This is a genomic window from Tabrizicola sp. (assembly GCF_051645465.1).
Lineage (GTDB): Bacteria > Pseudomonadota > Alphaproteobacteria > Rhodobacterales > Rhodobacteraceae > Tabrizicola.
The window spans coordinates 12,572-34,360 of record NZ_JBOFBI010000183.1 but is presented as its reverse complement, the minus strand read 5'-3'; the positions used below and the strand labels follow the sequence as shown (position 1 = coordinate 34,360).

General features: G+C 65.2%; 22 protein-coding genes. 17 read left to right on the top strand and 5 right to left on the bottom strand.

The window, feature by feature from the left end:
* The first annotated feature begins 2 nt into the window (after positions 1-2).
* The 3 genes from ACRCSW_RS11845 to ACRCSW_RS11835 all read left to right on the top strand — a co-directional run bounded on the left by ACRCSW_RS11845 (position 3) and on the right by ACRCSW_RS11835 (position 2,563).
* A complete protein-coding gene (locus ACRCSW_RS11845; protein ID WP_438705311.1) occupies positions 3-806 on the top strand; it encodes a purine-nucleoside phosphorylase in 804 nt (267 codons plus the stop codon).
* 81 nt (positions 807-887) lie between these two features.
* Positions 888-1,808, top strand: coding sequence for a sulfite exporter TauE/SafE family protein (locus ACRCSW_RS11840; RefSeq protein WP_438705309.1), 921 nt, complete (start codon positions 888-890; stop codon positions 1,806-1,808).
* Complete coding sequence (locus ACRCSW_RS11835) at positions 1,805-2,563, top strand: TIGR02186 family protein (RefSeq protein ID WP_438705307.1); 759 nt, start codon at positions 1,805-1,807, stop codon at positions 2,561-2,563. The genes ACRCSW_RS11840 and ACRCSW_RS11835 overlap by 4 nt, the downstream gene beginning before the upstream one ends.
* An 84-nt stretch (positions 2,564-2,647) precedes the next feature.
* Here ACRCSW_RS11835 and ACRCSW_RS11830 read toward each other — a convergent pair whose 3' ends face one another.
* The gene (locus tag ACRCSW_RS11830; RefSeq protein ID WP_438705305.1) at positions 2,648-2,905 is read right to left on the bottom strand and encodes an accessory factor UbiK family protein; all 258 of its coding nucleotides are present in this window, start codon (positions 2,903-2,905) and stop codon (positions 2,648-2,650) included.
* Between the two features lie 128 nt (positions 2,906-3,033).
* Between ACRCSW_RS11830 and lgt the strand changes: the two genes are divergently transcribed.
* The 4 genes from lgt to ACRCSW_RS11810 all read left to right on the top strand — a co-directional run bounded on the left by lgt (position 3,034) and on the right by ACRCSW_RS11810 (position 6,029).
* Positions 3,034-3,903: a prolipoprotein diacylglyceryl transferase gene (gene lgt, locus ACRCSW_RS11825; protein WP_438705321.1), complete on the top strand. Its 870-nt coding sequence runs from the start codon at positions 3,034-3,036 to the stop codon at positions 3,901-3,903.
* Complete coding sequence (locus ACRCSW_RS11820) at positions 3,900-4,964, top strand: class I SAM-dependent methyltransferase (protein WP_438705303.1); 1,065 nt, start codon at positions 3,900-3,902, stop codon at positions 4,962-4,964. The genes lgt and ACRCSW_RS11820 overlap by 4 nt, the downstream gene beginning before the upstream one ends.
* Positions 4,964-5,722 carry a peptidoglycan editing factor PgeF gene (gene pgeF / locus ACRCSW_RS11815; protein WP_438705301.1) on the top strand — a complete coding sequence of 253 codons (759 nt, stop codon included), beginning with the start codon at positions 4,964-4,966 and terminating at the stop codon, positions 5,720-5,722. Before ACRCSW_RS11820 ends, pgeF begins: the two co-directional genes overlap by 1 nt.
* 112 nt (positions 5,723-5,834) lie before the next feature.
* Entirely contained in the window at positions 5,835-6,029 is a 195-nt protein-coding gene (locus ACRCSW_RS11810; RefSeq protein ID WP_438705300.1) for a hypothetical protein, read from the top strand.
* Positions 6,030-6,041: 12 nt separating this feature from the next.
* On the opposite strand, the gene ACRCSW_RS11805 is transcribed toward ACRCSW_RS11810, so the two are convergent.
* Positions 6,042-6,542: an Lrp/AsnC family transcriptional regulator gene (locus ACRCSW_RS11805; protein ID WP_438705298.1), complete on the bottom strand. Its 501-nt coding sequence runs from the start codon at positions 6,540-6,542 to the stop codon at positions 6,042-6,044.
* Between the two features lie 177 nt (positions 6,543-6,719).
* Between ACRCSW_RS11805 and trxB the strand changes: the two genes are divergently transcribed.
* Positions 6,720-7,658, top strand: a complete 939-nt coding sequence (gene trxB / locus ACRCSW_RS11800) for a thioredoxin-disulfide reductase (protein WP_438705296.1) — start codon at positions 6,720-6,722, stop codon at positions 7,656-7,658.
* Between the two features lie 192 nt (positions 7,659-7,850).
* Here the strand turns inward: trxB and ACRCSW_RS11795 are convergent, their stop codons facing one another.
* Together ACRCSW_RS11795 and ACRCSW_RS11790 are read right to left on the bottom strand one after the other, a co-directional pair.
* Complete coding sequence (locus ACRCSW_RS11795) at positions 7,851-8,906, bottom strand: ABC transporter ATP-binding protein (protein ID WP_438705294.1); 1,056 nt, start codon at positions 8,904-8,906, stop codon at positions 7,851-7,853.
* 15 nt (positions 8,907-8,921) lie between these two features.
* Positions 8,922-9,707 carry an IclR family transcriptional regulator gene (locus ACRCSW_RS11790; protein ID WP_438705293.1) on the bottom strand — a complete coding sequence of 262 codons (786 nt, stop codon included), beginning with the start codon at positions 9,705-9,707 and terminating at the stop codon, positions 8,922-8,924.
* A 103-nt stretch (positions 9,708-9,810) separates the two neighbouring features.
* Here ACRCSW_RS11790 and ACRCSW_RS11785 point away from each other — a divergent pair, with 103 nt between their 5' ends.
* The 9 genes from ACRCSW_RS11785 to ACRCSW_RS11745 all read left to right on the top strand — a co-directional run bounded on the left by ACRCSW_RS11785 (position 9,811) and on the right by ACRCSW_RS11745 (position 19,983).
* The gene (locus ACRCSW_RS11785) at positions 9,811-11,058 is read left to right on the top strand and encodes an ABC transporter substrate-binding protein (protein WP_438705291.1); all 1,248 of its coding nucleotides are present in this window, start codon (positions 9,811-9,813) and stop codon (positions 11,056-11,058) included.
* Between the two features lie 102 nt (positions 11,059-11,160).
* The gene (locus ACRCSW_RS11780) at positions 11,161-12,048 is read left to right on the top strand and encodes a carbohydrate ABC transporter permease (protein ID WP_438705289.1); all 888 of its coding nucleotides are present in this window, start codon (positions 11,161-11,163) and stop codon (positions 12,046-12,048) included.
* A gap of 3 nt (positions 12,049-12,051) precedes the next feature.
* Positions 12,052-12,897 carry a carbohydrate ABC transporter permease gene (locus tag ACRCSW_RS11775; RefSeq protein WP_438705287.1) on the top strand — a complete coding sequence of 282 codons (846 nt, stop codon included), beginning with the start codon at positions 12,052-12,054 and terminating at the stop codon, positions 12,895-12,897.
* On the top strand, positions 12,897-14,960 hold the full coding sequence (locus ACRCSW_RS11770) for an alpha-galactosidase (RefSeq protein ID WP_438705285.1): 2,064 nt from the start codon (positions 12,897-12,899) through the stop codon (positions 14,958-14,960). Before ACRCSW_RS11775 ends, ACRCSW_RS11770 begins: the two co-directional genes overlap by 1 nt.
* Entirely contained in the window at positions 14,957-15,721 is a 765-nt protein-coding gene (locus ACRCSW_RS11765) for an SDR family NAD(P)-dependent oxidoreductase (RefSeq protein ID WP_438705283.1), read from the top strand. The genes ACRCSW_RS11770 and ACRCSW_RS11765 overlap by 4 nt, the downstream gene beginning before the upstream one ends.
* Complete coding sequence (locus ACRCSW_RS11760) at positions 15,718-16,632, top strand: 2-dehydro-3-deoxygalactonokinase (protein WP_438705281.1); 915 nt, start codon at positions 15,718-15,720, stop codon at positions 16,630-16,632. The genes ACRCSW_RS11765 and ACRCSW_RS11760 overlap by 4 nt, the downstream gene beginning before the upstream one ends.
* A complete protein-coding gene (locus tag ACRCSW_RS11755; protein ID WP_438705280.1) occupies positions 16,629-17,237 on the top strand; it encodes a 2-dehydro-3-deoxy-6-phosphogalactonate aldolase in 609 nt (202 codons plus the stop codon). The genes ACRCSW_RS11760 and ACRCSW_RS11755 overlap by 4 nt, the downstream gene beginning before the upstream one ends.
* Positions 17,234-18,085, top strand: a complete 852-nt coding sequence (locus ACRCSW_RS11750) for an SMP-30/gluconolactonase/LRE family protein (protein ID WP_438705278.1) — start codon at positions 17,234-17,236, stop codon at positions 18,083-18,085. The genes ACRCSW_RS11755 and ACRCSW_RS11750 overlap by 4 nt, the downstream gene beginning before the upstream one ends.
* A complete protein-coding gene (locus ACRCSW_RS11745; protein WP_438705276.1) occupies positions 18,082-19,983 on the top strand; it encodes a beta-galactosidase in 1,902 nt (633 codons plus the stop codon). Before ACRCSW_RS11750 ends, ACRCSW_RS11745 begins: the two co-directional genes overlap by 4 nt.
* 45 nt (positions 19,984-20,028) lie before the next feature.
* Here ACRCSW_RS11745 and ACRCSW_RS11740 read toward each other — a convergent pair whose 3' ends face one another.
* On the bottom strand, positions 20,029-21,639 hold the full coding sequence (locus ACRCSW_RS11740; RefSeq protein ID WP_438705274.1) for an alpha-glucosidase: 1,611 nt from the start codon (positions 21,637-21,639) through the stop codon (positions 20,029-20,031).
* Positions 21,640-21,789: the final 150 nt, after the last annotated feature.

Genomic DNA, 21,789 nt, shown 5'->3' with positions numbered 1-21,789 from the left:
GGGTGACCGACGCCAAAGCGCTGACGGACCTGATCCACGCCCGCGCCGGGACCGAACCGGTGCGCCTTGGGTTGATCCTCGGCTCGGGCCTGGGCCATCTGGCGCATGCGGTGGAAGGCGTGGCGATCCCATATGCCGACCTCCCCGGTTTCCCGCATGTCGGCGTTTCGGGCCACAACCCGAACCTGCATGTCGGTACGCTGGAAGGCGTGCGCGTCGCGGTCTTCGGGGCGCGGGAGCATTACTACGAAAGCGGCAATCCCCGCGCGATGCTTCTGCCACTGCAGGTCCTGAAGGCGCTGGGGGCGGAACAGCTGATCCTGACCAACGCTGCCGGTTCGATGCGGCCGGACATCCCGCCTGGCAATGTGATGCTGCTTTCCGACCACATCAACTACTCCGGCCTCAACCCGCTGATCGGCGAAAAGACCGACACGCGCTTCGTGCCGATGACCGATGCGCATGACCCCGACATGCGTCGGGAACTTGAGGCCGCTGCCGTGCGCCAGGGCGTCGACCTGCCCGAAGGCGTCTACTGCTGGTACTCCGGCCCCTCGTTCGAGACCCCGGCGGAAATCCGGATGCTGAAGCTGCTCGGCGGCGATGCGGTGGGGATGTCGACAGTGCCGGAGGTGATCCTGGCCCGGTTCCTGGGCCTTAAGGTTGCAGCCATCTCGACCATCACCAACATGGCGGCGGGGATGTCTGAAGAGAAGATCAGCCATGAGCATACCAAGGCCATGGCCCCGCTTGGTGCGGCAAAACTGGAACGCATTTTGAGGGAATTCCTGCGCGGTTTGCGATGACGGCAATGTGGGTTTGACTTCCCCCCGAAAGACGCGCAAGCCTTTGATCAAACCACCGCTTTCCGCACTTTGGCCGCTTCGATGCAGCTCTACCTCCCCATCGCCGAAGTCTCGGTGAACGCCTTCCTCATCCTGGGGCTGGGCGGCATCGTGGGCTTTTTGTCGGGCATGTTCGGGGTCGGCGGCGGCTTTCTGATCACGCCGCTTCTGTTCTTCATCGGCGTGCCGCCTGCCGTGGCCGTCGCGACAGGCGCCAACCAGGTGGTGGCCTCCTCGATCTCGGGCGTCCTGGCCCAGCTTCGCCGCAAGGGCGTGGACTTCCACATGGGAACGGTCCTGCTTCTTGGGGGGATCGTGGGATCGGCGATCGGTGTCTGGGTCTTCCAGTGGATGACGCGGCTTGGACAGATCGACCTTTTCGTCCAGCTCTCCTATGTCATTTTCCTGGGTCTTATCGGCGCGATGATGCTCCAGGAAAGCCTGCGAAGCCTGCTCAGGTCGCGCCAGACGAATGCGCCCGTTCGGCGGAGCCACGTGCATTCGTGGGTGCATGGGCTGCCCTTCAAGATGAAGTTCCGGGCAAGCGGCCTTTACATCAGCGTCATCCCCCCGGCCCTGGTGGGGGCCGCTGTCGGCTTTCTGGCCGCGATCATGGGCGTCGGCGGCGGCTTCATCCTGGTGCCCGCGATGATCTACCTGCTGGGCATGCCGACCAAGGTCGTGATCGGCACCTCGCTTTTCCAGATCATCTTCGTCACCGCCTTCACCACCGTGATGCACGCCGTGACCAGCCAGACGGTCGACATGCTTCTGGCGCTTCTTCTGATCCTTGGCGGCGTCATCGGTGCGCAGATCGGCACGCGGGTGGGCGTGCGGCTTAAGGCCGAACAGCTGCGCATCCTTCTGTCGCTTCTGGTCCTTACTGTCGCCGTCCGCATCGCGATCGATCTGCTGGTTACCCCGGATGAGCTTTACTCGGTCGCACCGGGGGCCCTGCCATGATCCGCGCGCTGATCCTTCTTCTGGCCATTGCGACGCCAGCCCTGGCCGATGAAACCATCGTCGCGGGCATGAGCCAGAACCGCGTCTCGATCACCGCCGATTTCGACGGTTCGGAGATCCTGATCTACGGCGCGGTCAAGCGCGAGGCGCCCCCGCCGGAAGGCGGCCCGCTGGAAGTGATCGTGACGGTCGAGGGTCCGTCGGCCCCGGTCATGGTACGCCGCAAAGGCCGCGTGGCGGGGATCTGGCTGAACAACGCCCAGGTCCGCATCGACAGCGCGCCCAGCTTCTACGCCGTAGCGACGACCGGGCCTTTGAGGCACATCCTGTCCGACATCGACAACCTCCGCTACGGCATTACCATCGAGCGTGTCATCCGCGCGGTCGGCATCGCGTCCGAGGCCGAGAAGTCTGGCGAGTTCGTGCTGGCGCTGCTTCGGGTCCGCACCAACGACGGGCGCTACCGGATTCTGGAAGGCAAGGTCGAGCTGACCGAAGACACACTTTTCCGCGCCGATATCGTGCTGCCCGCGAACCTGACCGAAGGCGAATACAAGGTGCGGCTGTTCCTTCTGCGCAACAAGCGTGTGATCGCCAGTCAGGAGAGGGTGATCGGGGTCAGGAAAGAGGGGCTGGAGCGGTTCATCTTCAACCTCGCCCAGGAGCAACCGCTCATCTACGGCCTTCTGTCACTGGTTCTGGCAGCAATCGCGGGCTGGGGCGCCTCGGCGGCGTTCCGGCTGATCCGGGTCTAGGGGACCCTCCTCGTTCGACTTCGTCTCCTCGTCGGAGGGCGTTCCGCGAGGAGTGACGAAGTCATCGACGAGCAGTCCGTCAGATCAGCTCTTCTTCTTCGCCAGCGCTGCCTCCAGCGCCACAATCCGGGCTTCCAGCGCTGCGTTCTCCTCGCGCGCCTTCTGGGCCATCGCGCGAGCGGCATCAAACTCTTCCCGCGTCACGAAATCGCGGTCGGCCATCCAGCGGTCGACAAAGCTGCGAAACGCGGTCTCGGCCTCGGTCTTGGCGCCCTGGGCCACCCCCATCGCATTGGTCATGAGCTGACTCATGTCATCAAAGAACTTGTTGCGGGTCTGCATGGGCCTCTCCTTCGCGCTTGCGCCTCATATATGGCCCCGCCTCCGTCGCGGGGCAAGGCGCCCGATTGCCGCCGGTTGACATCGCCCGCCCCGCCCGCGACAAGCGGGCAAAGCACCCGAGGGCCTGCATGATCCCCTTCCCCGATATCTCTCCGAACCTGATCGACTGGGAGATCTTCGGGATCCCTATAGTGCTGCGCTGGTATGCGCTGGCCTATATCGTCGGTATCCTTTTCGGCTGGTGGATCGTCCTCCGTGCAATCCGCTTGCGTCGGCTTTGGGCAACCGACCCGCCGATCACCTCGGAACAGGTGGAGCGGCTTCTGACCTGGATCATCATCGGGGTCATCGTCGGCGGGCGGCTTGGCTATGTCATCTTCTACGAGCCCTCGACCTACATCGCGGACCCCTGGAAAATCCCGCGGGTCTGGGATGGCGGCATGGCCTTCCACGGTGGTTTCGCCGGGGTGGCGATCGCCGCCATCTGGTTCTGCCGGAGCGAGAAGATCCCGATGCTGTCGATGGGGGATCTTCTGGCGCTTGCTACCCCCGTCGGGCTGATGCTGGGACGGATTGCCAACTTCATCAACGCCGAGCTTTGGGGCCGCGTCACCGACCTGCCCTGGGGCGTGATCTTCCCCGGAGCGGCAGCACAGACCTGCCCGCAGCTGGTCGGCGCCTGCGCCCGACATCCAAGCCAGCTTTATCAGGCCGCGCTTGAGGGGCTTCTCGTTGCCCTCGTGATCATCTGGCTGGCGTTCCGGCGCGGCTGGCTGAAGCGGCCCGGCGCGATCATGGGGGTGTTCCTTGCGGGCTACGGTCTCGCGCGGTTTCTGGTCGAATTCGTGCGGCAGCCCGACGCCCAGTTCGTCAGCGAGGGGAACCCCATCGGCTTTGCCCTGCATTGGGGCGCTTGGGGGCTGACGATGGGCCAGTTGCTCTCGCTGCCGATGATCGCGGCGGGCCTCTGGTTCGCCTTCCGCGCAAAGGCCAGATGACGCCGCTTGCGACCCTTCTGGTCGAGCGCATCCGTGAGGGCGGGCCGATCTCGGTGGCCGACTACATGGCGGAATGCCTGCTGCACCCCGTCCACGGCTACTACACGACGCGGGATCCTTTCGGGACGGCAGGCGACTTCACCACCGCGCCCGAGATCAGCCAGATGTTCGGCGAGCTGATCGGCCTCGCGCTGGCCCAGGCCTGGCTGGACCAGGGCGCGCCTTCGCCGTTCACTCTGGCCGAGCTTGGGCCGGGCCGGGGCACGCTGATGGCCGACATCCTGCGGGCGACCAAGGGGGTGCCGGGGTTCCACGCGTCGGCGCAGGTGGTGCTGGTTGAGGCCTCGCCTGTCCTGCGTCATGCGCAGGAGCGGACAGTCGGCCGGGGGCACGACTTCGGTCTGCGCTGGATCGAGGCCGCACACGACCTGCCCGAGCAGCCGCTGTTCCTGATCGCCAATGAGTTCTTCGACGCGCTGCCCATCCACCAGTACCAGTTCGTGAACGGGCTTTGGCACGAACGTTTGGTCGGGCTGAAAGACGGCGCGCTGGCCTTCGGTCTTGCCGAGCGCGGCGAGCGGATGGTTGGCCTCGCGCCCGATCAGCAGAGCGAAGAGGGTCTGATCATCGAACAGGGCCGGATCGCCCGCTTCGTCGTGAGCGCCGTACATCACCGCCTGCACCACCACGGCGGCCTGGCCCTGATCATCGACTACGGCGACTGGCGCTCACGCGGCGATACGTTGCAGGCCCTCCGTGCCCACGCCTATGACGACCCGCTGGCCCATCCCGGCGAGGCCGACCTGACCGCGCATGTCGACTTCGAGGCGCTTACATCGCCGGGCATGGCGCATGCCTACACCACCCAGGGCGAGTTTCTTCTTCGCCTTGGAATCGAGGCCCGCGCCGCTCGGCTGGCCCAAAGCGTCACCGGCGCAGCACTAGAAAGTCACCACGCTGCGCTTCGCCGCTTGACCCACCCCGAGGAAATGGGTTCGTTGTTCAAAGTACTGGCGCTGACCCGCGCCGGTGCGCCGCTGCCACCGGGAGTCGCCCCCTGATGCCGACCACGCTGGAGATCATCACCTCGGGCGCCCTGGCCAGCCGCCATGGCTTCTTCACCCGCAAGGGCGGGGCGTCGTCGGGGATCTTCGCCGGGCTCAACTGCGGCACCGGATCGACCGACCAGACCGAGATCGTGGCGATCAACCGCGCCCGCGTGGCTGATGCGATGGGGGTGGCCCCCGAGGCGCTTGTTACCCTGCACCAGGTGCACTCGGCCACTGCAATCCCCGTTACCGGCCCGCTCCCCGGTCCGGTGCAGGCTGACGCGCTGGTGACCGCGACGCCGGGCGTTCTTCTGGCGGTGCTGACCGCAGATTGCCAGCCCGTCCTCTTCAGCGACCCCGTTGCGCGGGTGGTGGGCGCTGCCCATGCCGGCTGGCGCGGGGCTGTCGACGGAATACTGGAAGCGACGCTTGACGCGATGGAGGCGCTTGGCGCGAAAAGGTCGCAAGTGACGGCTGTGATCGGCCCGACGATCAGCCAGGCCGCCTACGAGGTCGGCCCGGAGTTCCTTGACCGCTTCAGGGCCGAAGACGATGGGAACAGCCGTTTCTTTGCAAACGGCAAGGGCGACCGGTTGCACTTTGACTTGCCGGGCTACGGCCTTCATCGGCTTCGGAGCGCTGGCGTCGGAAATGCCCTGTGGACCGGTCATTGCACTTACCTCGACCCGTCGCGCTTCTATTCGTTCCGCAGAACGACCCATGCGGGCGAGGCGGACTACGGACGGCTGATCTCGGCAATAAGGCTGTGATGCGGCGAAAGCGGGCATGAAAATGCTCTGATTGCAGCATCATTCTTCCCCAACCCTGCCGCATTCCCCGGGCATCAAATACGTACACGGGTTGCATGTGACGGGGACACTGATGATCATCCAGATGAAGACCAAGCGCCGCTGGATTCTGTCGATTCTTGAGACGGTCGGTGATGCAACCGATACCCGCGTCGTTGCCCGCGCAACCGCTCGTCAGACCTCAGGCCGCACGATGGTGGCCGGTCAGAAGGGCTTTGCCATGCGCCTGAAGACGGCAACCCGCCACGTGAACGACGCTTCGCGCTGACAGACCTGCGGCTCAGGCGTTCTTCGCCAGCCGCGCCTCAAGCACATTGAACGGCAGGCCGGGTTCATCCTTTGCACAACGGATGACAAGGCTCGTCTTCACATTCGCCACGTGTTCGGCTTTCAGAAGCTCTTCGGTCAGAAAGCTCTGGAAGGTGGACAGATCGGGCGCCACGCATTTCAGGATAAAGTCGATCTCGCCATTCAGCATGTGGCATTCACGAACCAGTGGCCATGCCCGGCAGCGTGCCTCGAAAGCTGAAAGGTCGGCCTCGGCTTGGCTGTTCAGCCGCACCATCGCGAAGACCTGCACCTCGAACCCCAGTTCGCGCGCATTGATGTCGGCATGGTAGCCGCGGATGAAGCCCGCCTCCTCCAGCCCGCGGACCCGGCGCAGGCAGGGCGGCGCGGAAATGCCGACCCGGCTTGCCAGTTCCACATTGGTCATCCGCCCGTCAGCCTGCAGTTCGGCCAGGATCTGACGGTCGATGGGGTCAAGCTTGTGTGCGGGCATGGTGCCTCCGTTCGTCGACTTACGTACGCGGCAAGCCGGGCCCACGCAATAATATTTCAACTTCGCGCAAGAAAACGCATCGCTTCAGCCCAAGCGCTGCCTGCATAGCCGCCATGCAGGGGCTTTCCGCCCCCCGCGCAGATGGCTATATCGAGGGCCGGATTCCTGGGGGCAAGCATGGGCGACACGCGTCATACGAAGGTTCTGATCATCGGCTCGGGGCCCGCCGGCTATACGGCTGCGGTCTATTCGGCGCGCGCGATGCTAGACCCGATCCTGATCCAGGGCCTCCAGCCCGGCGGTCAGCTGACGATCACGACCGAGGTCGAGAACTGGCCGGGCGACACCAATGTGATGGGTCCCGACCTGATGGTCCGCATGCAGGCCCATGCAGGGGCGATGGGGGCCGAGGTGATCCATGACTACATCACTTCGCTTGACCTCTCGAAGCGCCCGTTCACGGCGACCGCGGACAGTGGGACGACCTATACGGCGGATGCGGTGATCCTGGCGACCGGGGCACAGGCGAAATGGCTGGGGCTGCCGTCGGAGGAGCATTTCAAGGGGTTCGGAGTCAGCGCCTGCGCGACCTGCGACGGGTTCTTCTACCGTGGCAAAGAGGTGGTCGTGGTCGGGGGCGGCAATACGGCTGTTGAAGAGGCGCTGTTCCTGACGAACTTCGCGACGAAGGTCACCTTGATCCACCGGAGGGACAGCTTGCGGGCCGAGAAGATCATGCAGGACCGTCTCTTCAAGCATCCGAAGATCGAAGTCCTCTGGAACCACGAGATCAGCGAGGTCGTGGGCGCGCATGAGCCCCGTGGGGTTGATGGGGTGAAGGTCCGTCACGTGACGACGGGCGCCGAGCAGGTCATTCCCTGCGCCGGGTTCTTCGTGGCGATCGGCCATGCTCCGGCGTCCGAGCTGGTGAAGGACCAGCTGCCCCTGCATAACGGCGGCTATGTCGAGGTCGAGGCGGGCTCGACCCGTACTGCGATCCCCGGCGTTTTTGCGGCGGGGGACCTGACGGACCATATCTATCGCCAGGCTGTGACCAGTGCCGGGATGGGCTGCATGGCGGCTTTGGACGCGGAGAAGTTCCTGGCGGGGCATTGACCTGGGCACGGTGCGCAGTCTTTTGGCCCAAGTAAAATCAATGGCTTGCGAGGCCCCGTTCAGGAATCGGTAAGGTTTTGCCAGTCGGCGCTAGAGCCTGTCCGGCGCTGATAGAAGCGCCAGACAGGCCCTAGCTCCTTAGTGGTCGCGTGTCTTGCGCCAAAACCGGATTCCACTTTTGTCGGACACGCTCTAGCGCAGCCGGGCGCCTTCCTTGTCGAACAGCATCGCGTCCTTGGCGTCGAAACCGACGCCCACCATGCTGCCGGGTTCAAGGCTGATCTGGTCGTGGCGTTCCACGATCAGCTTTTCGCCCGACGGCGCGGTCAGGTGGACATAGGCGACCCCGCCCAACGCTTCAGTCAGTTCCACCCGATGGGTTTCACCCGCGCCGATCTTCACGTGCTGCGGCCTGAGGCCTACGGTGACCTCCGTCCCTTTTGCGGGCAAGGCCGCGCCGGTTGCGACGGGCTGCCCCAGCCCCTTGGTCAGAACAGCCCCCGGCCCTTCCACCACGCCTGCGACGAAGTTCATCGCCGGGCTGCCGATGAAGCCCGCGACGAAGCGGTTGTCGGGGTTGTTGTAGAGGTCTAGCGGTCTGCCCACCTGTTCGATCCGACCGGTCCGCAGGACGACGATCTTGTCGGCCAGCGTCATCGCCTCGACCTGGTCGTGGGTCACGTAGATCATCGTCGCACCGATCTCGCGCCGAAGCCGGGCGATTTCCACCCGCATCTCGACGCGGAGCTCAGCGTCCAGGTTCGACAGGGGTTCGTCGAACAGAAACACCTCCGGCCCCCGCACGATCGCCCGCCCGATCGCCACACGCTGACGCTGGCCGCCGGACAGCGCCTTGGGCTTGCGCTCAAGGAGCGGTTCCAGCTTCAGGATCCGCGCGGCTTCGGCGACCTTCTTGTCGATCTGACCTTTCGGATGACCGGTCATCTTCAACCCGAAACCCATGTTCTCGGCCACCGTCATATGCGGATAAAGCGCATAGGTCTGGAACACCATCGCGACGCCCCGTTCCGACGGATCGACGTGGGTCACGTCCCGCGCGCCGATCCGGATGGCACCGGACGAGGTTTCCTCCAACCCCGCGACCATCCGCAGAAGCGTGGACTTGCCGCAGCCCGACGGGCCGACAAAGACGCAGAACTCGCCATCCTCGATCGTCAGATCGACGCCGTGAATGACCTGAAGATCACCAAATCGCTTCGTCACCTTGTCGAGCGTTACGCCTGTCATGTTATGTCCCTCCCCCTAAGCCTGTTCCGGAAAGCGCCAGCTCTCCGCCTCGGCAGCGATCCGCGCCGCGATGTCCTTGATCATGGGCGCATGGCCTTCCAGCGCCTCCAATGTGGTCCGGGCCGTCGTCGATGTCACCGAAACCGCCCCAAGCACCCGGGAAGACCGGGTAAGAATCGGCACCGCGCAGCAGATGATTCCCGGCTCATGTTCCTCGCGGTCGAAGCCGTGGCCGCGGCGGCGAATCGCCTCAAGCTCGGCCTTCAGAAGCTCTGGCGTGTCGAGTGTCTGTGGCGTGAAGCGGTGAAAGCTTTGCCGCGAAATCGCGTTCGCCAGCGTGGCCTCGTCAAGGAAAGCCAGCATCGCCTTGCCCACCCCGGTGCAATACGCCGGGCCCACCTTTCCGGCTGACGAGAACATGTCGACGGGCCTGGTCGCATTGCGCTTGTCGACGTAAAGCACCTGCCCCAGATCGATCTGTGCCAGGTGGATCGTCTCGCCGGTTCTTTGAGCCAATTCATCAAGATAGGGTCGGGCAATCGGCGCAAGCGAGGACTGCGCCCAGGCCGCATGGGCCAGCCGCACAAGGCGCACGCCCAGCGCAGAGGTGCCGACCCCCATGTCATAGGTCAGCATGCCCTGATGGGTCAGCGTCTGCAGCAGGCGGTAAAGCGTGGCCTTCGGAGAGTGGGACTGCTGCAAGAGATCGGAAAAGCGCACCGGGCGGCCATGGCTTGCGACCATGTCGAGAACGTCGAGCGCCTTTCCGACCGTGCCGTCCGCGTGCCCCTCGGCGCCCATCGCGCGTCCCCTGTCGTGCGTGTTGACATCATAGAGGATAGCGGACATAGTTTTCAATATTCAAGACTAAGTTTCACATAATGGAACCAGACGGGAGGAAACCATGGTCCATAAAAGTGCGGGCGCGCTCGCCCTTGCGGCAGCGTTGCTGTTGTCCACCGCGGCGGTGGCTCAGGACAAACGCATCCTGAAATACAATGCCGACTACGATCCCATTCCGCTTGCGGCTATGGAAGCACTGATCGCCGATTTCGAGGCCGCGAACCCCGACATCGACGTGCAGCTGAACAACTTCGACCACGAAGGCTACAAGACCGCGATCCGCAACTTCCTGACGACCGACGCGCCGGACCTGGCGAACTGGTACGCCGGAAACCGGATGGCCCCGTTTGTCGAAGCCGGCCAGTTCATGGACGTGACCGACGTCTGGGAAGCCAACGGTCTGAACGACGCGCTGGCCTCGGCCGCAGCTTCGATGACGATCGACGGCAAGAAGTGGGGCGTTCCCTACACGTACTATCAGTGGGGCATCTACTTCAACAAAGACGCCTATGCCGCGGCTGGCGTCGAGGTTCCCGGACCCGAGGGCGTTGACTGGGCGACCTTCATCGCGAACTGCGAGAAGTTCAAGGCCGCTGGCATCGACTGCCTGACCACCGGCACCAAGGCGCTGTGGCCTGGGGCTGGCATCTTCGACTACATGTCGCTGCGCACCAACGGCTATGAGTGGCACATGGAACTGACCGCCGGGAAGATCGCCTGGACGGACCAGAAGGTGAAGGACGTCTTCAACGAACTCGGCAAGCTGCAGCCCTATGTCACCGCCAACCACGCTGCAATCGACTGGCAGGATGCGGCGGCGCTGCTGGTGCAGGGCAAGGCTGCGAACTACGTGATGGGCAACTTTGCCGTCGGCGTCTTCAAGGAAGGCGGCATGACGAACGACAACCTCGGCTTCATGGCGTTCCCGGAAATCACTCCCGGTATCCCGCGTGCCGAAGATGCGCCGACCGACACCATCCACATCCCGGCTGGTGCCAAGAACGTCGAAGATGCGAAGAAGTTCCTGGCCTTCGTGGCCTCGGCTGACGCGCAGACCAAGCTGAACGCCGCGATCGGCCAGCTGCCCACCAACAAGAACTCGACGGTGGCCGCTGACGATCCGTTCATTTCGGCGGGCTTCAAGATGCTGTCCGAAGCGCATGCTCTGGCGCAGTTCTTCGACCGTGACGCTCCGGCGGAAATGGCGAAGGCCGGTATGGAAGGCATCCAGCAGTTCCTGGTCCAGCCGGACCAGCTGGACGCGATCCTCGAACGGCTCGAGCAAGTGCGCGGGCAGGTCTACAAGTAAGATGTGACTGCGGCGGCCGGGCGACCGGCCGCCGTCGTTCCCGCAAATTCCTTCGAAGGACGTTGCAAGAGTTTTCGAAACCTCTTGGCCCGGAGATCCCCGATGACCAGCTACTGGAAAGCAAACCAGCGTCGCCTGGCCCCCTGGCTCTTCCTTGCCCCCGGCCTTCTGATGTTCGCGGTCTACGTGATCATCCCGATCTTCCAGAGCATGTGGATCAGCTTCTACGACTGGGACGGCCTGGGTGAGGCCACCTGGATCGGCACCGCCAACTATGTCGAGATGGTGGGCGATCCGAACATGGTCACCTCGTTCAAGAACAACATCATCTGGCTGGTGCTTTATCTTCTGGCGGTCCCGGCGGGCCTCTTCATCGCGATCTTCCTGAACCAGACGGTCACCGGGATCCGGCTTTACAAGTCGCTGTTCTTCTTCCCCTTCGTGATCTCTCAGGTCGTCGTCGGCCTGATCTTCTCGTGGTTCTACGCCCCCGGTTTCGGCCTTCTCTACAAGGTCATCGAGTTCTTCACGGGAACGGGCATCGCCGTGCTGGCGGACCCCGACCTTGTGACCTACGGCATCATCGCCGCAGGCCTTTGGCCGCAGATCGCCTATGTGATGATCCTGTACCTTACGGGCCTGAACAACGTCGCCCCCGACCAGGTCGAGGCCGCAAGGCTGGACGGCGCCAAGGGCTGGCGGATGCTCTACTACGTCATCCTGCCGCAGCTGCGCCCTGCGACGTTCATCGCCGTGGTCGTGACAGTGATCGGCGCGCTGCGGTCGTTCGACCTTGTGTCGATCATGACCAGCGGAGGCCCCTTCGGCTCGTCCCGCGTCCTCAGCTACTACATGTACGAGACGGCGCTTTCCGAATACGGCTACCGGATGGGCTATGGCGCGGCCATCGCCGTCGTCCTCTTCGCCATCATGATGATCTTCATCTCGGGCTTCATCTGGAAGATGTGGCGCGACGAGACGGAGCGTTAAGCCATGTTCCCGCGCCCCATCCAGCAACGCTCGCAAGCCGCCCAGTGGGTCTACAAGATCGCCCTTCCGGTCTCGCTGTTCCTGTGGCTCTTCCCGCTGATCGGGGTGGCGATCACCTCGGTCCGGCCCGCCGCTGACCTTGCGCAAGGGAACTACTTCGGCATCCCCTCTTACATCGCGTTCGAGAATTACGCCGACGTGTTCCGCAACACGCCGATGGGCCGCTACATCCTGAACAGCTTCATCGTGACGATCCCCACGGTGATCGGCGCGGTGGCCCTTAGCCTGATGACGGGCTTCGCGCTGGCGGTCTACAAGTTCAAGGCGAACCTGATCCTGTTCTTCATGTTCGTTGCTGGGAACTTCGTACCGTTCCAGATCCTCATGGTCCCGGTCCGCGACATGACGCTGAACCTTGGGATGTACAACACCTACTGGGGCCTTGCCCTATTCCACATCGCGTTCCAGACCGGCTTCTGCACCCTCTTCATGCGCAACTTCATCAAGGCCCTGCCGTTCGAACTGATCGAAGCCGCCCGCGTCGAAGGCGTCGCCGAATGGCGCATCTTCTGGTTCATCGTGCTGCCCCTGATGCGGCCCGCCATAGCGGCGCTTTCAGTGCTGATCTTCACCTTCATCTGGAACGATTTCTTCTGGGCCACGGTCCTGACCACCAGCCCCGAGACCCAGCCGATCACCGCGGGCCTGTCGTCGCTGAACGGCCAGTGGGTCGCGGCGTGGCACCTCGTCTCGGCAGGCTCGATCCTCGCCGCCCTGCCCCCGGTCGCCATGTTCTTCCTGATGCAGAAACACTTCATCGCGGGCCTGACGCTTGGGGCCGTCAAGTAATGCACTGGCGGGTCGACGCGGGCCGACAGACCATCGCGCTCGCCTCATCGGGCGGCATCCCCGAGGTGATCTGGTGGGGTCCCCGCCTGCCTGACAGCGAGGATCTTGCCCAGCTTGCCGCCGCACAGCGGAATGACCTTACCGGCGGGATGCTTGACAAGCTCCCCGCGCTGTCGCTGTCGCCCGAGCCGGGCCGCGCCTTTCAGGGCCAGCCGGGACATATCCTGGCCGGGGCGGACGGCACACAGCTCCATCCCGCCTTTGCCTTCGACCGGGCCGAAACCGCACCCGGACGCCTGACCCTGATCTCCCGCGCGCCTGGCCTGACGCTGTCGCACCACCTGACCGCCCAGCCGACCGGCACCATCACCCTGAAAACCACGCTGCAAGCCGACCGCCCGGTCCGCGTCCAATGGCTTGCCGCGCCCGTCCTGCCCGCGCCTCAGCACGGAGACATGATCGACGTCCACGGCAAATGGATCGGTGAGTTCCACCTGATCCGCACCCCCTGGACCCCCGGCATCCGCCAGCGTGAGGCCCGCACCGGCCGCTCTGGCCACGAACACCCGCCCTATCTGATCCTTGCGGGCGACGGCTGCACCAACACCGCCGGAGACGCGCTTGCGCTGCACTACGCCTGGTCCGGCGGGCACCGCATGGTGGCGGAAGAGCTTCCCGATGGCCGCCGCCAAGTCCAGTTCGGCCACCCCTTCGGTGCGGAAACCGAACCCGGCACGCATTTCGAGACCGCCGAGCTTATCGCCACCGCCTCCACCACCGGCCTTAACGGCATCGCCACCGCATTCCAGAAAGACCTGCGCGACCGCGTCGTGCAATGGCCCGAACCCACCCGCCCGCGCCCCGTCCACTACAACTGCTGGGAAGCCGTCTACTTCGACCACAAGCTTGACACGCTGGCCGAAATCGCGACCCGCGCCGCCGCCCTTGGGGCGGAACGCTTTGTGTTGGACGACGGCTGGTTCGGGAAGCGCGACGACGACCGCTCGTCCCTCGGCGACTGGACCATCGACCGCCGCAAGTGGCCCGACGGCCTTCACCCTCTGATCAAACACATCCATTCCCTGGGAATGACCTTCGGTCTCTGGTTCGAGCCCGAGATGGTCAACCCCGACAGCGACCTCTACCGCGCCCATCCGGACTGGAGGCTGGGGCCGGAAGACCAGACCACCGGGCGACACCAGATGGTGCTGAACCTCGCCTTGCCGGAGGTGCGTGAAAACCTTTTTCAGCAGGTCTCGGCTGTGCTTGCTGAATACCCCATCGACTACATCAAATGGGACCACAACCGCCTGCTTCCCGTCGTCGACGCCGCCCAGACCCGCGGCATCTATGACCTGCTGGGCCGCCTGCGTGCCGCTCATCCCAGCGTTGAGATCGAAAGCTGCGCCAGCGGCGGCGGCCGGATCGATGCCGGCATCCTTGCCCGAACCCACCGCGTCTGGCTTTCCGACAGCAACGACGCCCTCGAACGCCTGCGGATCCAGCACGATGCCGCCCTGTTCCTGCCCGCCGCGATCACTGGCTCCCATGTCGGCCCCCGCCATTGCCACACCTCAGGCCGGGTCCTGCCGATGGCGTTCCGCGCCTGGGTCGCCGCCCAGCGCCATATGGGCTTCGAGATGGACCTGCGCGAACTGACCGAGGATGAGGCGCTGACCCTCGCCCGCGTCACCCGCTGGTGGAAGGACAACCGCGGCTGGATGCTCGGCGGCACGATCCACCGCCTGGACAGCGATGACCCAGCCGTGACCGGCGAGATGCAGATCGCCAGCGATGGCAGCCGCTTCGTCACCTTTGCGGGCCAGGCCGAGACGAGCCGCCAGATCCTGCCCCGCCCGCTGCGCCTGACCGGGCTTGACCCGGAGGCGAAGTACGAAGTCCGGCTCCTCAACCCCGAAGACGCGCCGCGTCAGTCGCGGGGGCCGAATGCGCTGAAGACCGGGCCGTTGATGCTGACCGGTCGGGCACTGATGACGCGCGGCATACACTTGCCCGTGGCCTGGCCCGCGACCATGTGGATTGTCGAAGGACGCAAAGCATGACCGATCCGGTCTTCCCCGATCTGAAAGGCCAGTCCGTCTTCATCACCGGCGGCGGATCGGGCATTGGCGCGGCCTTGACCGAAGGGTTCCTGCGCCAGGGGGCGAAGGTCGCGTTCTGCCAGCGGTCCGATGCGACCGGGTTCTGCGATGCGATGGAGAAGGCCACCGGCAACCGGCCGCTGTTCCTGCCCTGCGACATCTCGGTCACCGATCAGTTGCAGCTGACGCTCTCCACCGCCGCAAAGGCGCATGGGCCGATCACCGTCCTAGTGAACAATGCCGCCAATGACCGGCGGCATGAGACGCTGAAGACCGACGAGACCTTGTGGGACTGGTCGATGGCCGTGAACCTGCGGTCGTACTTCTTCGCGTGCCAGTCGGTGATCCCGGGCATGAAAGCGGCAGGCGGGGGCAGCATCATCAACTTCTCCTCGATCAGCTTCATGATGGCCGATACGGGCTATGCGTCCTACATCACCGCGAACGCCGGGATCGTCGGCCTTACGCGGACTTTGGCGCGCGAGTTCGGCCCGGACCGTATCCGCGTCAACGCGATTGCGCCGGGCTGGGTGCTGACTGATCGGCAAAAAGAGCTCTGGGTGACCCCCGAAAGCCTTGCGGCCCACTTGGCGCGCCAGTGCCTGCCCGACCCCATCGAACCCGAAGACATGGTGGGCGCGGTTCTGTTCCTAGCCTCGAAAGCCTCGCGGATGATGACTTCGCAGACCCTGATCCTGGATGGAGGCTATATCTCCTCATGACCGAAACACGTGTCACCCCCGCCTGGATCGCTGTCGACTGGGGCACCTCCAACCTCCGCGCCTGGGCCATGGGCGGGCGTGGTGAGATTCTGGCCGAAGCCAGCTCCGACGAAGGGATGGGCAAGCTGACCCGTGACGGTTTCGAGCCTGCGCTCCTCCAGCTGATCTCGCCCTGGCTTGGGACCCAACCCCCGGTCATCGCCTGCGGCATGGTCGGTAGCCGCCAGGGCTGGTGCGAGGCGCCGTATCGCGCCGTTCCCTGCACACCCCTTGACCCTGCGGCACAGGCCACCGCCCCGACGACCGACCCCCGCCTGACTGTCCACATCGCCCCCGGCCTGAAGCAGACCAACCCCCCTGATGTCATGCGGGGCGAGGAAACCCAGATCGCGGGCGCCCTTGCCCTGATGCCGGGCTATGACGGTGTCTTCTGCCTACCCGGCACACACTCGAAATGGGCCCACATCAGCGCGGGCGAAGTCGTCAGCTTCCATACCTTCATGACGGGCGAGCTTTTCGCTCTTCTGTCCGGACAATCCGTCCTGCGCCACGGCATGCAAGGCGATGGCTGGGACGATGCGGCTTTCGACGCCGCCGTGTCGGACGCCATCTCACATCCGAACCGGCTGAGCACCCGGCTCTTCTCCCTCCGAGCCGAGGGGCTGATCGCTGGCCTTAGCCCGGATGCCGCCCGTTCGCGCCTGTCGGGCCTGCTGATCGGGCTCGAACTGGCCGGATCAAGGCCCTACTGGCTTGGCCAGCGCGTCACGCTGATCGGGGCGGAAAAGCTTTCCGCCGCCTATGCCCGCGCGCTTGCCGCCCAGGGGATCGATGCGCAGCGCCTCTCGGCTACCGACTGCACCCTTGCGGGCCTGACGTCCCTGGCCCCCCAGACCGAGGCAGCCCGATGACCCACAGGAACCTCATCGCCATCCTGCGCGGGATCACCCCGGATGAGGCCGTGCCCGCCGTCCAGGCCCTGATCGCCGCCGGAATCACCCGGATCGAAGTGCCGCTGAACTCGCCCGATCCCTTCCGCTCCATCGCCGCCATGGTCGCCGCCGCACCCGAGGGCACCGAGATCGGCGCGGGCACCGTCCTGACCACCGCCGAGGTTGCCCAGGTCAAGGCTGCAGGCGGCACTCTCGTCGTCTCGCCCAACTGCGACCCCGAAGTCATCGCCGCCACACGCGCCCAAGGCATGGCTTCGTGGCCCGGCGTCATGACCCCCACCGAATGCTTCGCGGCCATCAAGGCCGGGGCCACCGGCCTTAAACTATTCCCCGGCAGCCTGATCGGACCCGAGGGCCTGAAGGCCATCCGCGCCGTCCTGCCGAAAAGCCTTCCCGTCTACGCTGTCGGCGGCGCCGGGCCCGCAAACTTCGCCGACTGGGCGAAGGCGGGCGCCAACGGCTTCGGCATCGGCACGGCACTTTACACCCCCGGCCTTTCGACAGCCGACATCGCCACCCGCGCCGCCACAATCGTCGCGGCCTACGACGCGGCCTTCCCATGATCTACGATGACCGCAAATGTACGCTTGGCGAAGGCGCGCTCTGGCACCCGATACGTGAACAACTGTTCTGGTTCGATATCCTGAGTCAGAAGCTTCACTCCCGAACCTCCGGTAGCCGCCCCGTCAGCTGGAGCTTCCCCGAAATCGTGTCCGCCGCCGGATGGGTCTCGCGCGACCAGCTCATCATCGCCTCGGAAACCGGCCTCTTCCGCTTCGACATCGAGACCGGCGTGCGTGAGGCCCTGGTCCACACCGGCACCCACGCCACCCGGTCCAACGACGGCCGCGCCGACCGGCAGGGCGGCTTCTGGTTCGGCCTCATGGGCAAGCGTGCCGAGAAGGGTGTCGGCTCGATCTGGCGCTGGTACAAGGGCGAGCATCGGCGGCTTTTCCCCGAGATCACCATCCCGAACGCGATCTGCTTCACACCTGACGGACAGGCCGCGCATTTCACCGACACGATCACTGGCCAGGTGATGAAGGTAGCCCTCGACGCCGACGGCTGGCCCAGGGGCGAACCGCAGGTATGGCTTGACCTGACCCGCGAAGGCCTCCACCCCGACGGCGCGGTGATCGACGCCCAGGGCCTCTTCTGGAACGCCCAATGGGGCGCGGGCCAGGTCGCGGCCTATGCGCCGGACGGCAGCTTCGTCCGCGCCGTTGAAACCCCGCTGGCGCCGCATTCCTCCTGCCCGGCCTTCGGCGGCCCGGACCTTTCCACCCTCTACGTCACCACGGCCCTGGAGCACATGGACGCCGCCGCCCGCACCGCCAACCCGGCTTCGGGCCAGGTCTTCGCCTTCGAAGGCATCGCCAAGGGCCTTCCCGAACCGCAGGTCACCTTATGAAACGCACGCTCGGCGTCTGCTACTACCCCGAACACTGGCTTGAAACCCAATGGGCCGAAGACGCCGCCCGCATGGCCAAGCTCGGCCTCACCTGGGTCCGCATCGGCGAATTCGCCTGGAGCCGGATGGAGCCGGAACCGGGCCGCTACGACTGGGCCTGGCTTGACCGCGCGATCGATACGCTGGGCAAGGCGGGGCTGAAGGTCGTCCTCGGCACGCCCACCGCCACTCCCCCACGCTGGATGATCGACCGCCATCCCGACATGGTGGCCCTCGACAAGGACGGCAAACCCCGCGGCTTCGGCTCGCGCCGTCACTACTGCTTCTCGCACAAGGGCTACCGCACCGAATGCGCGAAGATCGTGACAGCGCTGGCCGAGCGCTACGGCAAGAACCCCCATGTCGCCGCCTGGCAGACCGACAACGAGTATGCCTGCCACGCCACGACCCTCAGCTACTCCAAGGCCGCCACCGAAGCCTTCCGCGACTGGCTGGCGCAGAAGTACCAGTCGCCGGACGCCCTGAACCGCGGCTGGGGCAATGTCTTCTGGTCGATGGAATACCGCGATTTCAACGAGATCGGCTTGCCGAACCTGACCGTCACCGAACCGAACCCCAGCCACGTCATGGACTTCCGCCGTTTCGCGTCGGACGAGGTGGCCAGCTTCAACCGCCTGCAGACCGAGATCCTCCGCAAGCACTCGCCCTACCCCATCGCGCACAACTACATGGGTGCGATTACCGAGTTCGACCATTTCGCCACCGGCGCCGACCTCGATATCGCCAGCTGGGACAGCTACCCCCTGGGCTTTCTCTCCGACCGCGTCCCCGCCGACCCCGAGCACAAGCGCCGGTTCGTCCGCCAGGGCGACCCGGACTTCCAGGCCTTCCACCACGACCTCTACCGCGCCGTGGGCCGTGGCCGCTGGTGGATCATGGAGCAGCAGCCCGGCCCGGTGAACTGGGCGCCCTACAACCCCGATCCCTTGCCCGGCATGGCCCGCCTCTGGGCGTGGGAGGCCTTCGCCCACGGCGCCGAGGCCGTCTGCTACTTCCGCTGGCGCCAGGCCCCCTTCGCGCAGGAGCAGATGCACGCCGGGTTGCTGCGCCCGGACTCTGCCCCTGCGCAGGCCTTTGGCGAGGCCGAGACGGTGGCGAAGGAACTAGCTGCGATGCCTGATGTCGGCACCACCAAGGCTGATGTGGCGCTGATCTTCGACTATGCCTCCGACTGGGCCTGGGAAATCCAGCCCCAGGGCCGCGGCTTCAGCTACTTCTGGCTGGTGTTCCACATCTACAAAGGCCTCCGCCGCCTTGGCCTTAATGTCGACATCCTGCCCCCGGACACCGGCGACCTTTCGGCCTACAAACTGGTCCTCGCGCCTGGTCTCTTCACCCTCTCCGACCCGCTGAAGGCCGCCCTTGTCGCCCACAAGGGTACGTCGCTTCTCGGCCCCCGGACGAACTCCAAGACCCCGAACTTCTCGATCCCCGTCCCCCTGCCGCCGAACCTGCCCGGCCTCGATGCCCGCATCGCTCGGGTCGAAAGCCTGCCCCCCGATTGCCCCGTGCCGCTCACCGAAGGTGGAGCCCTGATCAACTGGCGCGAAAAGCTGGAAGGGTCGGCGACGGTCGTCGAGGCCGCCGAGGACGGCTGGCCCGCCCTCGTCGCAGCCGAGAAGCTCCACTACCTCGCCGGCTGGCCGGACGATACCACCCTCGCCCGCATCCTCCAGCGCGCCTGCGCGGCCGAGGGCATCGAGACCGACCCCCTCCCCGAAGGCCTCCGCCGCCGCGACACCGCGACGCACCGGTTCCTCTTCAACTACAACCCGGTCCCGGCGGACTGGGGCGGCGTCAGCATTCCCCCCGCCGGGGTGCATTGGAGCGCGCTCTGATCATAAATCCCCGATTTTTCGCCGAAAAATCGTGGACTCCCTCGCTCAGTCCTTGACGCTCACGGCGCCCGCTACGCGCAACATGGCCGCAGCGTTCGGCCCCAGCGTCAGCCGTTCCCCCTCCTGAGCGGTGTGCAGCGAAGGTCCAAGCAGACCGGCCACCCCCGCCACTGTTACGGTCCGGGCGATCGGCGAGAGGTTGAAAAGGCACAGGAGTGCTCCATCGCCCTCACCCCGGACGAACCCCAGCACCGGCTCGTCAAGGTCCAGAAACCGCGTCCGCCCTTCCCGTAGCGCTGCCTCGGTCTTCCGGAACGCGATCATCGCGCGGTAATGCTCCAGCACCGACCCCGCCACCCCGGTCTGCCCCGCCACATGCCGCGCCGCCTGCTCCGGCTTCACCGGCAGCCAGGGCTTGCCCGTGGTGAAGCCGCCATTTGCCGACCCATCCCAGACCATCGGCGTGCGGGTGTTGTCACGACCCACCGGCTCGGGCCAGAAGGCAATGCCCTGCGGGTCGGTCAGATCCTCGAAGTCCAGCTCGGTATCCGTCTGGCCCAGCTCCTCCCCCTGCCAAAGGCAAATCGAGCCCTCGAACGACAGAAGCAGCGAGGCCGCCTGCTTCGCCACGGCCTCCGGCGAAACGCCATGCTTGGCCCAGCGGCTGACCTGCCGGGGAACGTCATGGTTGGAAAACGCCCACATCGGCCAGCCATCCGGCGCGCCCTTGAAGAAGCCCTCGACACGCGAACGGAAGAACTCGGGAGTATACTCGTAGCCGAACATTTCGAAGCTGTAGCACTGGTGCAGCCGACCGGGGGCGGTGTATTCCCCCATCATCCGGATCGCGTGGTGCGCCTCGCCCATCTCGCCCACCGAGGCCGCACCGTATTCGTCCAGAAGCCGCCGGATCCGCTCCATCCAGGCCAGGTTCTCGGGCCGGTTCTTGTCGAAGAGGTGGTACTGCATGCCGTAGGGGCTGCCCTCGGCCTCGGTCTTCACGCGGTAGTCCGCCGGGTTGTCGCGGAAGAGGGGGTCGTGGAAGAAGTAGTTCACAGTGTCGAAGCGGAAGCCGTCCACCCCCCGCTCCAGCCAGAACCGCAAGACGCCAAGCGCCCAGTCCTGTACGGCCGGATTGTGGTAGTTCAGGTCGGGCTGGGTGCTGAGGAAGTTGTGCAGGTAGTACTGCTTCCGCCGCGCGTCCCAGGTCCAGGCAGCGCCCCCGAACACCGATTGCCAGTTGCAGGGCGGCGTCCCGTCATGTTTGGGATCGGCCCAGACATACCAGTCCGCCTTCGGGTTCATTCGGTCCGCCCGGCTTTCCGCAAAGGCCGGGTGCTGGTCCGAGCTGTGGCTCAGGACCTGGTCGATGATTACCTTCAGGCCCAGCGCATGGGCCTTGGCGACCAGCGCGTCAAAATCGGCCAGCGTGCCGAAGACCGGATCGACGTCGCAATAGTCGCTGACGTCATAGCCCATGTCCTTCATCGGGCTCTTGAAGAAGGGCGAGAGCCAGACCGCGTCGACCCCCAATTCGGCCAGATGCGGCAAGCGGCGGGTGATGCCGGGCAGATCGCCGACCCCGTCACCGTTCGAATCCTGAAACGACCGGGGATAGACCTGATAGGTCACGGCACCACGCCACCACTCGGTCATATCCGCCTCCTCAAACGCCTGATCTGGCCCTTAACCGGCCTTCGGCTTTCGCAAAAGCCCAAAGCGTTTTGCTCGACCTGCAGGCGCTAGAATGAACCGGTTTGAGGCACATCCGCAACGCAAGACGTGGCGGTTGGAAAGCTTCGGATG